Source organism: Kitasatospora sp. NPDC057738, assembly GCF_042798815.1.
Taxonomy (GTDB): domain Bacteria; phylum Actinomycetota; class Actinomycetes; order Streptomycetales; family Streptomycetaceae; genus Kitasatospora; species Kitasatospora lactacystinica.
The window spans coordinates 44,760-54,804 of sequence record NZ_JBHVJT010000055.1 but is presented as its reverse complement, the minus strand read 5'-3'; the positions used below and the strand labels follow the sequence as shown (position 1 = coordinate 54,804).

Below are 10,045 nucleotides of genomic sequence, written 5' to 3'. Positions count from 1 at the left end.
ACACGACACCGAGGTGCCGGGATCAGCAGCTCCAGTAGCTGAGCGAGCTGAACGGGGCGTCGACGACGATCTCCTCGTCGAGCTCCTGAAGCGCCAGAATGTCGGCCATCAAAGTCACCTCCCCTCGCCATCTCGCCGGAACACGACACCGAGGTGCCGGGATCAGCAGCTCCAGTAGCTGAGCGAGCTGAACGGGGCGTCGACGACGATCTCCTCGTCGAGCTCCTGAAGCGCCAGGATGTCGGCCATGTCAGTCACCTCCCCTCGCCATCTCGCCGGGACGTGGCACCGGGCCACGGGAATCAGCAGCTGAACGCGCTGATCGAGCTGAACGGGGCGTCGACGACGATCTCCTCGTCGAGCTCCTGAAGCGCCAGGATGTCGGCCATGTCAGTCACCTCCCCTCGTCATCTCGCCGGGACGTGGTACCGGGCTCGGCCGGCTCCGGCGTCCACCCGTGAACGGGGTGGGCGCCGGGGAGCAGGCACTGCCCGGGGCTCTTGGCGGCGGCCAGCGCCAGCAGGGCGCCGGCGGAGCCGGTGGCCAGGTCGGTGGAGAGCCGGATCAGCTGGTCCCCGTGCAGGACGCTGCCGTCCTGGTGGGGGGCCAGGTGCAGCTCCACCAGCCGGAGTTGGTCCTCCGCCTCGGCCTGCCAGTGCGGCAGGCGGGCGGCGACCTGGAACAGGGTGTAGGCGAGCCCGGCGCGGCCGTTGAACAGCCCGCCCTGGACGACCACCCGGACCGCGCCGGCCCGGGCCGCGGCCTCCAGCACCCGCTCGGCGCCGAGGGCTTCGGCCTGCGCGTCGGGCAGGGCCAGGACGGCGAGCGCCACTCCGGCCGAGCCCTCCGCCAGGTACGGCAGCAGCCGGCCCGAGCTGTACGTCTGCAGCATGTCGTCGACCAGCCGGCCGTGCCGCAGGTCGCAGCGGACGGCGCGTTCGGCGGCCTCCGCCCAGGCCGTGTCGCCGGTGAGGCGGGCGCAGCGGGCGAACAGCACCGCCGGCCCGGACCAGCCGCGCAGCAGCCCCGGCCGGTCCAGCAGCCCGGCCTCGCCGATCCGCCCGGCGGCCTTGGCGGCCAGGGCGAGCGCCTCGTCCGTCGCGCCGGCCTCCAGCAGCAGCTGGGCGACGCCCGTCAGGCCGCCGTACAGGCCGAGCGAGGAGGGCAACGGGCCGGCCAGCAGCCGGTCCACCACGTTCGGGGCGTCCGGGTGCCCGAGCCGGTGGAACAGCCAGCCGGCTCCGGCCAGTCCGTCGTACAGCCCGGCGGGCGTGTCCGCCGGGGCGCGCCGTACGACGGCGGCGAGCCAGTCCAGTTGCTCCTCGTCCGGTGCGGCCCCGGCCAGGTGCCGGGCGAGCAGCACGCCGGAGGATCCGTACGCCAGCCCGAGCGCTCCGCCGGGGCGCAGCCCGGCCACGTCGCCGGGATGGAGGCGGTCCTCCCGCCCGGGCGTCGCCGCCCCGTCGATGCCGCGCAGCAGGGCCGCGGCGGTGAGCTCCGCCCGGGGCCCGGCCGCGGGCCGGGCCCCGAGGTGGGGCCGCAGCGCCGGGGAGAGGGCGAGCCGCTCCGTCATCCGTTCGGCGAAGCCGGCGGGCACCGTCGGGAAGGACTCCGCGACGAGCTCCAGCAACCCGCCGACGACGGCCGGGTTGCGCCGGGTGAGCGCGGTCAGCGAGACGAAGGCGGCGAGCTGGCAGCAGCCGAGCGCGAACAGGTCGGCCTCGCGGGCGTCGGTGATCGCCGGGTCGGTGAAGCCGGGGGCGCCGAGGGTGCGCCGGCGCGGGGTGTCGAGCGGCGTCGAGAGTTCGAAGTCGACCAGGGCGACGGTGCCGTCCGGACGGATCATGATGTTGCGGTGGTGGAGGTCCCCGAACGCCACCCCCTCCCGGTGCAGTGCCGCGACGCACTCCTCGACCAGCGCGAGCCGGGTGACCGCGAGCCCCGCGAAGTCGGCCAGCGTCCGGGCGTCCGGGCGGTGCCGGGTGAGCGGGTACTCCCGGCCCAGCCAGGCGCTGAAGGACTCGCCGGGGATGTACTCCATCACCAGGTAGTGGTGCTCCCAGCTGGTGAAGTACTCGTACAGCTCCGGCACGAACGGCAGGTGGCCGATCCGCTCCAGGACGTCCCGCTCGACCAGCAGCCGGGCCACCGCGTCCGTCTCCGAGGCGTCCAGTCCGGCGTGCGGACGGGCCTCCTTGATGACGACCTGTCGGCCGTCCTCGTCCTCGGCGAGGTAGACCCCGCCGGCGTTGGAGAAGTGCAGCGCCTTGACGACCCGGTAGCGGCCGAGGCTGGCTCCCGCGTCGGCGGCGGCCGCGGCGATCCGCTCGGCCAGGAAGTCCGGGGTGGAGGCCCACTCCGGGACGGTGAAGCGCGGGCGCCGGGCGTCCGGCACCAGCCGGCCGTCCGGGTCCTCCACCGCGGGCACCCTGGTGCCGTCCGGCAGCTCGCACCACATCAGGGCGAAGCCTCCGTAGCGCACCGACACCGGGCCCTGGTTCCACCGCAGGTCGGACAGGACGTACGGACCGGGGCGGCCGCCCAGCGCCTCGTCCAGCTCGGCGAGGACGGTCTCCAGCTCCGCGGCCGTCCGCGGGTAGACGGTGACGACCTTGCCGCTGGCGGACCGGTCGGCGTACTTGGCGTTCGTCACCGCGACCACCAGCCGGCTGCGCAGGTACTTCCAGGGCAGCCCGAGCCGGCGGCAGACCCGCCAGGCCGTCTCGATCGTCTCCTCGGCGGATTCGGGCGTGGCGCTGACGTGGACCTTCCAGCCCTGCTCCGGCAGCCGGGGGCCGCCGGGCGGTGCCAGCACCTCCCACACCCCCTGGGTGCGGCCGCGCCAGCCCTCGGGCAGCAGGCCCCCGCCCGGAGCGAACCGGGAGTCCCGGTCGTCACACCGCTCCAGGGCGTCGTACCACACCGGGTCGGCTATCGCATACGACTCGTATTTCGCGTCCACTTCGCCCTCCGCCCCCTTTCGAATATCCGCTGAACCGAATTCCGGTTTTCGCCGGAACTTTCGAAGCCTCGGTGCCCCGTTCCGACAGGAACCATCCTTCCCGGACGCCCCGTCATGTGACAACAGTGTTAAGCGGGAACTGAATCCGACGCATACCAGGCGGAATCCCGGCCTTCACTTCGGGGGCGCCGAAAGCCCGTGCGATCATGACGCCATGAAGACGCGTGTCGTGATCGCCGACGACCAGGCGAGCGTCCGCCAGGGGTTCCGGCACATCCTGGCGGCCCAGCCCGACATGGAGGTCGTGGCCGAGGCCGCGGACGGCCTGGAGGCCCTGGAGGCCGTCCGCACCCTGCGGCCGGACGTCCTGCTGGTCGACATCCGGATGCCGGAGCTGGACGGGCTGGAGGTCACCCGCCGGCTGACCGGCATCACCCCCGAGGTGAAGGTCGTGGTGGTGACCACCTTCGACCTCGACGAGTACGTGCACACCGCGCTGCGCAACGGCGCCTGCGGCTTCCTGCTCAAGCACTCGGGGCCCGCGCTGCTCGCCGAGGCGATCCGCTCGGCCGTGGTCGGCGACTCGCTGATCAGCCCGCAGATCACCACCCGCCTGCTGCACCACTTCACCGGCCCGCGCCGGGTCGACCGCTCCCCCGTCGAGCCGCTGACCGGCCGCGAGGAGGAGATCGCCGTCCTGGTCGCCGAGGGGCTGACCAACTCCGACATCGGCGCCGAGCTGTTCATCTCGCTGAGCACCGTCAAGACCCATCTGGCCAACCTCCAGCGCAAGTTGAAGGCCCGCAACCGGGTGGGCATCGCCACCTGGGCCTGGGAGTCGGGCCTGACCGAGCGCGGCTGAGCCGGCCCGCCCGCGACCGGCCGCACGGCCCGGGCTCCTCATCGCAGCGCCCGCCGACGGCCCTCGACCCACCGCGGGGCCGCGCCGCCGAGGGGCCGGCCCTCCCTGCCCGACGGGGCCTCGCCGCGCAGCAGCGCCCGCCCCAGCGGGGTGACGGTGTGCAGCACGCCGTTGCCGCAGCGCCGGGTGTCGATCAGCCCGGCCGCCCTCAGCACGGAGGTGTGCTGGCTGACCGCCGAGGCGGTCACGCCCAGCCGCCCCGCCAGCTCGCCGGTGGTACAGCCGTCCAGCACGGCGTGGAGGGCCGCGGCCCTGGTCCGGCCGACCAGGGCGGCCAGCGGCTCGTCCCCGCCCCGGCGCGCGCACCGCGCCGCGTCCGGCGCACCCGCGGGCACGGGAAGGCCGATCCGGTCTGGACGCATCGCGAAGAGCAGCGTCGGGGCCTCCTCGGGCTCCCCGCGCCGGGGCCGGAGCACCACTCCGGCGCCCTGCAGGAAGAGCGACGGCACCAGCCGCAACCCCCGCCCGTCGAGGGCGAGTTCGACGTCCCGCTCGGCGGGGATCTCCAGCACCGGGGCGGCCCAGCGGATCTGCGGGTGCAGCGTGCCGAGCAGCGCGTCCACCCCGCCGCGGCCGGCGATCTGGCGGCGGACGTCGCGCTCCGCCTCCAGCCGGGACCGGACGTCCGCCCAGCAGGGCTCCAGCGCCACCCGGTGGAACTCGCGGACCGCCGCGGCCACATCGGCCCGCTGGACCACCGGCCCGGCGCCGCGGCCGGACGACACGATCCGGCCATTCGCCCACACCCGCAGTACGTCCCGGAAACCACCGTTGGCTCCCGAAAGGCGCCGCAGCCGCTCGGCCAGCACCGGCTGCCGCGCCAACTGCCCGCGGACGGCCCGCTGCCAGGGGCGGAAGAATTCCCCGCCGCTCCGCCACGCCTCCAGTGCCAGCACCGCCTCCATCTCCTGGTCGACATTTCCAGCAATTCGTACACGAGCCAGATCCTCGGCAGACATCGCAATGCGAATCACAGGCTGTTCCCCCGCTCGGGATTCTTGCGTCGGGACGGCCCAGGGGAACCCCGCGCCCTGATCGCCGCACCGACATCCTTGCCCGCCCACGAGGCACGTCGCCATCGGCCGATCGGCCCATTTGATCGTTCGGAACACCGAATCGGCCGCCGCCGGATGTGCCGAATGGCCTGGATGGACCCGTCGGCAGGCTCGAATCAGCCGTCCGGCCGGGACCGACGGAACCGCCCCGCCCGGTCAGCCCCCGAGGCCCGCCACACCCTCCGTCGGCAGCACCGCGCCGACCCGCCAGCCGCCCTCCGGCCCCGGTCCGGCCGTCAGCTCACCGCCGGCCGCCTCCACCCGTTCCCGCAGGCCCGCGAGGCCGAAGCCGCCGCCCTCCCGCTCGGCCCCGCCCAGCGCGCCGCCCGCACCGCCGCTACCGCCCGCGCCATCACCACCGCCCGCACCGCCGGAGTCCCCCGCCCCGCCCGGCACCCCGTCGTCGGTGACCGTGACGCGCAACGCCGGCCGCTCGCCGCACCGGTCCGGGCCGACCTCGATCGCCACCTCCCGGGCCTCGGGCGCGTGCCGGCGGACATTGGTCAGCGCCTCCACCACCAGCCGGTAGCCGAGCCCGCTGATCGCCGCCGGCACCGCCGCCAGTTCGGCCTCCGTGGGGGCCTCCAGCCGCACCCGCGCGGAACCGCTGCGGGTGAACCGCTCGGCCAGCGCGGGCAGTTCGCTCAGGTCGCGGCGCAGGGTGCGCGCACCGGGCCCGCCCGCCGCCGCCCGCCCCGCGCCCCGTCCGGCTCCCGGGGCCGCCCCCCGGTCCGCCGCCGCCTCCGCCCCGGACCGCCCGCGCGGCTCCGGATCGGCGTCGTCCGCCGCGAAGACCTGCACGGTCCGGTCCATGGTGACCAGCGCCTGCCGGCCGGCCGCCTCGATCCCGGCGAGCAGCTCGACCACCCGCTGGGGGTCCTGCTGGGCCAGCACCTGCGCGGCCTGGGCCAGCACCACCACCCCGGTGACGTCGTGCGCGGCGAAGTCGTGCAGGTCGCGGGCCAGGTCCAGGCGCTGCGCCCGCCGCTCGGCCACCACCGCCGCCCGGGCCCGGGTGTCCATCGAGCGCAGGTAGCAGCCGACCCCGACCACCGCGCAGGCCAGCAGCGCCGAGATCAGGCAGAGTTTGGTGGTCACCGCGGGCGGGGCCGGCGGTTCGGCCCAGACCCCGATCCGCAGCGGTATCAGCGCCACCGCCGCGACCAGCAGCGCGCCGTAGCCGAAGGCGGCCGCCGCCGGGGGCCTGCGCACCGCGGGGACGACCGGCGCGAGCAGCGCGACGGTCTCCAGCAACCACCAGGACTCGATGCTGCCGAACACCGGCCCGCGGTAGCCGGCCGTCACCAGCAGCGACACCGCGCAGGCGGCCAGCACCGAAGGGCCCACCGCGCCGACCCGCCCCGGGGCCCAGAGCACCGGGAACAGCCCGGCCACCACCGCCACCGCGCCGGAGAGGACGATCAGCGGCCCCGGGTTCCCCAACCCCGCGACCGCGGCCGCCAGCACCCCCGCCGCCGCCGTTCCGTACCCCGCCCTGCGCACCACGGTGTGCCACGACCACGTCATGGTTCGGGATCCTACGAAGCCCGACGGCCCGCCAGGGCGGCTTCACCGAAGGCCGGTCCCGCGGGACCGGCCGACGGCTCACTCCTTCGGCGCCTCCGGCTGCTCGACGAAGTCGACCTTCTTGAACTGCCGGTTCATCGACTTGGCCAGGAACCAGGTCGCGACGCCGAGGGCCGCGAAGACGAGGAAGCCGAGCAGGCCGGGGGTGACCTTGGCGTCGTCGACGGCGAGGTCAGCGGCGATGTTGATGAGGTTCACGGAGGCGCTCATATCTCTATGGTGGCCCGGCTCACGCGGAGCCGGGCCGTCGGGGGGTGGTTCAGTCGCGCGTGTCGGCGGCCTCGGCCGCCAGGGTGGGGGTGCGCAGGCCGGTGAACAGGTCGTCCTCCGGCAGGTCCACGTCGACCAGGGTACGGGCGAGCTCGTAGTCCTCGGTGGGCCAGACCTCGCGCTGGACCTCCAGCGGGACGCGGAACCACGGGCCGTCCGGGTCGATCTGGGTCGCGTGGGCGATCAGCGCGCGGTCGCGGGTCTCGAACCAGTCGTCGCAGCGGACCCGGGTGGTGATCTCGCGCTCCTTGCGGCCGCTCTTCTCCCAGCCCGCGATCCACTCGCCGTACGGCGACTCGTGGCCGTGCTCGGTGAGGTACTCGTGCAGGGCCCGGATGCGGCCCATCGGGAAGCCGTGGTTGTAGTACAGCTTGAGCGGCTGCCAGGGCTCGCCGGCCTCCGGGTAGGCGTCCGGGTCACCCGCGGCGTCGAACGCCAGCATGGTGATCTTGTGGGTCATGATGTGGTCCGGGTGCGGGTAGCCGCCGTTCTCGTCGTAGGTCGTGATGACCTGCGGCTTGAACTCGCGGATCAGCCGGACCAGCGGCTCCGCCGCCTCCTTGACGTCCTGGAGGGCGAAGCAGCCCTCGGGCAGCGGGGGCAGCGGGTCCCCCTCGGGCAGGCCGGAGTCCACGAAGCCCAGCCAGGCCTGCCCGACGCCGAGGATCGCCCGCGCCTCGTCCATCTCCTTGCGGCGCACCTCGTGGATGTTCTCCTCGATGTACGGGTCCCCCTGGAGCTTGGGGTTGAGGACCGACCCGCGCTCGCCCCCCGTGCAGGTGGCCACCAGCACGTCCACGCCCTGCTCGACGTACATGGCCATGGTGGCCGCGCCCTTGCTGGACTCGTCGTCCGGGTGGGCGTGCACCGCCATCAGTCGCAACTGCTCAGTCAACGCCTTGCGTTCCTTCCACACTCGTCGGGCGTTCCGCGAAGTCCGGGTCTGCCCACCGTTCGAACCGCTCACTCCGGGACCGCGTCGCCGCGGGGCCGGGCCGCGGAACGTCACCGGCGCGGCCGAGCCCTGCCCCCGCCGGACCGGCCGCGGGCGTGCCCCTCCTATAGTGACGGACTGGAGGAGCGTCGCATTCCCCCGCACCACCCCGCGCCCCCAGGAGAGGACGGAGTCCGATGAGTGCAGACACCACCGCCACCGGTCTGCCCGAGGGGCGCTACGGCCGCGGCGGCGACCGCGACTCGGACCGCCGCCTCAAGGTGATCGGCGCGGTCTGCGGCGTGCTCGGCCTGGGCCTGATCGCCTGGCTGGGCGGCTCCTACCTGCTGCGCGAGTCGAAGATCAACGGCTCGGTGCCGACCTTCCAGGTGCTCTCCGACTCCGAGGTCCAGCTGCACCTCACCGTGCGCAAGGGCGACGGGCAGGCCGGTACCTGCACGGTCCGCTCGCAGTCCGACGACCACGCGGTGGTCGGGGTCGCCGACTTCCCGGTCCCGGCGGCCGGCTCCAGCTACGACGCGGTGGTCACCCTGCGCACCACCGCGCGCGGCACCACCGCGGAGCTGCTGGGCTGCACCCCGGCCAAGTAGCGCGCCCGGGCAACGCGCGCCCCGGGCGGCGCACCCGCCCCCGGTAGCGCGCATATTCGATCCGGGGAGCGGGCATCCGTAGAGGGTCCCGCACACCACTGCCGTACACCAGGGCGTAACGCCGCCGTCAATGGCGCGCAAACGCCCCTCCCGCTTGTCAGCAGGACTTGTTAGTCTCGTGGTTTCGCCCCTTCCGCACCGGATGGTACGGGAGCGGGCGTTGCTTTGTAGTTGAGACCGATATCACCACCGACCCCTGCTGACGACTCACACCCTCAGCACAGCCCCCAGCACCTACGAGGAGCACCCGTGACCCAGACCAGCGAGAACGTGACCTGGCTCACTCAGGCCGGCTACGACCAGCTCAAGGCCGAGCTGGAACACCTGACCGGGCCCTGGCGCATCGAGATCGCCCAGAAGATCGAGGCGGCGCGCGAGGAGGGCGACCTCAAGGAGAACGCCGGTTACCACGCGGCGAAGGAGGAGCAGGGGAAGTACGAGCTGCGCATCCGTCAGCTGACCCAGCTGCTGGAGCGGGCCAAGGTCGGCGAGGCGCCGGCCGACTCGGGCGTGGTGGCCCCGGGCATGGTCGTCACGGTCGCCTTCGACGGCGACGCGGACGACCTCATGGAGTTCCTGCTGGCCTCCCGCGAGGTCGCGGGCGCCGACGACCTGGACGTCTACTCCCCGCAGTCCCCGCTGGGCCGCGCCATCGACGGCAAGCGGATCGGCGACGAGGCCACCTACGAGCTGCCGAACGGCAAGCCGGCCATGGTGAAGATCGTCAAGGTCGTGCCGCACGCCGGCTGATCCGGCCGCCCTCCGGTGTTCCGGGCGGCGCCCGGTCAGGCGGTCGAGGAGCGGTACTTGCGCACCGACAGCCAGGAGAACACCGCGGTGATCACGATCGACCACAGCACCGACACCAGCGCCGCGTGCTGCATCGGCCAGGCGCTGTCCACCGGCCCGACCTGGTTGCCGAACAGCACCCGGCAGGCCTGCACGGTGGCGCTGAACGGGTTCCAGTACGCGACCGGCTGGAGCCACTCCGGCATCGAGGTGACCGGCACGAAGGCGTTGGACACGAAGGTCAGCGGGAACAGCCAGATCAGCCCGGCCGAGGTGGCCGCCTCGGGGCTGCGCACCGACAGGCCGATCAGCGCGCCGATCCAGGAGAAGGCGTAGCCGAGCAGGAGCAGCAGACCGAACGCGGCGAGCGCGTTGAGCAGGCCGTCGTGGATCCGCCACCCGACCAGCAGCGCGACCATCGCCAGCACGACCAGGATGAACGCGGTCTGGCACAGGTCCGCGAGGGTGCGGCCGACCAGCACCGCAGAACGGGCCATCGGCAGCGAGCGGAACCGGTCCACCAGCCCCTTGCTCATGTCCTCCGCGATGCCCGCCGAGGCACCGGCGACGGCGAAGGTGACGGTCTGGGCGAAGATGCCGGCCATCAGGAACTGGATGTACGTGTCCGAGCCGGAGTTCGTGCCGGGGATCCTGATCGCCCCGCCCATCACGTACGAGAACAGCAGCACGAACATGACCGGCTGCATCAGCCCGAAGACCACGATCTCCGGAATGCGGGTCATCCGGCGCAGGTTGCGCTTGGCGACCACCCAGGAGTCGTGCAGGGCGGCGGCGGCCCCCCGGCGCTGCCTGGGCATCGCCGGGCCGATGGCGTGCTCGGTGGCGCTGCTCATC

General features: G+C 73.7%; 11 protein-coding genes. 3 read left to right on the top strand and 8 right to left on the bottom strand.

Translation table 11 applies throughout. The features are described from left to right. Positions 1-22 precede the first annotated feature (22 nt). From ACFVGO_RS27100 to lanKC, 3 genes are all read right to left on the bottom strand, one after another. A complete protein-coding gene (locus tag ACFVGO_RS27100) occupies positions 23-112 on the bottom strand; it encodes a class III lanthipeptide (protein WP_198959315.1) in 90 nt (29 codons plus the stop codon). Positions 113-302: 190 nt separating this feature from the next. Beyond that, positions 303-389: a class III lanthipeptide gene (locus ACFVGO_RS27095; protein ID WP_359899585.1), complete on the bottom strand. Its 87-nt coding sequence runs from the start codon at positions 387-389 to the stop codon at positions 303-305. Between the two features lie 5 nt (positions 390-394). Continuing rightward, positions 395-2,962: a class III lanthionine synthetase LanKC gene (lanKC, locus tag ACFVGO_RS27090; protein WP_380634540.1), complete on the bottom strand. Its 2,568-nt coding sequence runs from the start codon at positions 2,960-2,962 to the stop codon at positions 395-397. Positions 2,963-3,176: 214 nt separating this feature from the next. Here lanKC and ACFVGO_RS27085 point away from each other — a divergent pair, with 214 nt between their 5' ends. Then, complete coding sequence (locus ACFVGO_RS27085) at positions 3,177-3,824, top strand: response regulator transcription factor (RefSeq protein WP_359899467.1); 648 nt, start codon at positions 3,177-3,179, stop codon at positions 3,822-3,824. 38 nt (positions 3,825-3,862) lie between these two features. On the opposite strand, the gene ACFVGO_RS27080 is transcribed toward ACFVGO_RS27085, so the two are convergent. From ACFVGO_RS27080 to mca, 4 genes are all read right to left on the bottom strand, one after another. Next, positions 3,863-4,843 carry an ArsR/SmtB family transcription factor gene (locus ACFVGO_RS27080; protein ID WP_380355654.1) on the bottom strand — a complete coding sequence of 327 codons (981 nt, stop codon included), beginning with the start codon at positions 4,841-4,843 and terminating at the stop codon, positions 3,863-3,865. Positions 4,844-5,095: 252 nt separating this feature from the next. Continuing rightward, on the bottom strand, positions 5,096-6,466 hold the full coding sequence (locus tag ACFVGO_RS27075; protein ID WP_380634537.1) for a sensor histidine kinase: 1,371 nt from the start codon (positions 6,464-6,466) through the stop codon (positions 5,096-5,098). A gap of 78 nt (positions 6,467-6,544) precedes the next feature. Then, positions 6,545-6,736, bottom strand: coding sequence for a hypothetical protein (locus tag ACFVGO_RS27070; RefSeq protein ID WP_359899461.1), 192 nt, complete (start codon positions 6,734-6,736; stop codon positions 6,545-6,547). Positions 6,737-6,785: 49 nt separating this feature from the next. Next, the gene (gene mca, locus ACFVGO_RS27065; protein ID WP_359899460.1) at positions 6,786-7,691 is read right to left on the bottom strand and encodes a mycothiol conjugate amidase Mca; all 906 of its coding nucleotides are present in this window, start codon (positions 7,689-7,691) and stop codon (positions 6,786-6,788) included. A gap of 236 nt (positions 7,692-7,927) precedes the next feature. On the opposite strand from mca, the gene ACFVGO_RS27060 reads away from it, so the two are divergent. Then, a complete protein-coding gene (locus ACFVGO_RS27060) occupies positions 7,928-8,341 on the top strand; it encodes a DUF4307 domain-containing protein (RefSeq protein WP_359899458.1) in 414 nt (137 codons plus the stop codon). Between the two features lie 309 nt (positions 8,342-8,650). Beyond that, the gene (gene greA, locus ACFVGO_RS27055) at positions 8,651-9,151 is read left to right on the top strand and encodes a transcription elongation factor GreA (protein ID WP_359899456.1); all 501 of its coding nucleotides are present in this window, start codon (positions 8,651-8,653) and stop codon (positions 9,149-9,151) included. Between the two features lie 35 nt (positions 9,152-9,186). Here the strand turns inward: greA and ACFVGO_RS27050 are convergent, their stop codons facing one another. Beyond that, positions 9,187-10,044 (bottom strand): ABC transporter permease, encoded by an 858-nt coding sequence (locus tag ACFVGO_RS27050; RefSeq protein ID WP_359914012.1) that lies wholly within the window; start codon positions 10,042-10,044, stop codon positions 9,187-9,189. Position 10,045: the final 1 nt, after the last annotated feature.

Bases quoted from the DNA above. Each gene is read 5' to 3' on its own strand.
- ACFVGO_RS27060 (WP_359899458.1), top strand. From the start codon at position 7,928: ATGAGTGCAGACACCACCGCCACCGGTCTGCCCGAGGGGCGCTACGGC.
- ACFVGO_RS27080 (WP_380355654.1), bottom strand. From the start codon at position 4,843: ATGTCTGCCGAGGATCTGGCTCGTGTACGAATTGCTGGAAATGTCGAC.
- ACFVGO_RS27070 (WP_359899461.1), bottom strand. From the start codon at position 6,736: ATGAGCGCCTCCGTGAACCTCATCAACATCGCCGCTGACCTCGCCGTC.
- ACFVGO_RS27095 (WP_359899585.1), bottom strand. From the start codon at position 389: ATGGCCGACATCCTGGCGCTTCAGGAGCTCGACGAGGAGATCGTCGTC.
- ACFVGO_RS27075 (WP_380634537.1), bottom strand. From the start codon at position 6,466: ATGACGTGGTCGTGGCACACCGTGGTGCGCAGGGCGGGGTACGGAACG.
- ACFVGO_RS27085 (WP_359899467.1), top strand. From the start codon at position 3,177: ATGAAGACGCGTGTCGTGATCGCCGACGACCAGGCGAGCGTCCGCCAG.
- ACFVGO_RS27050 (WP_359914012.1), bottom strand. From the start codon at position 10,044: ATGAGCAGCGCCACCGAGCACGCCATCGGCCCGGCGATGCCCAGGCAG.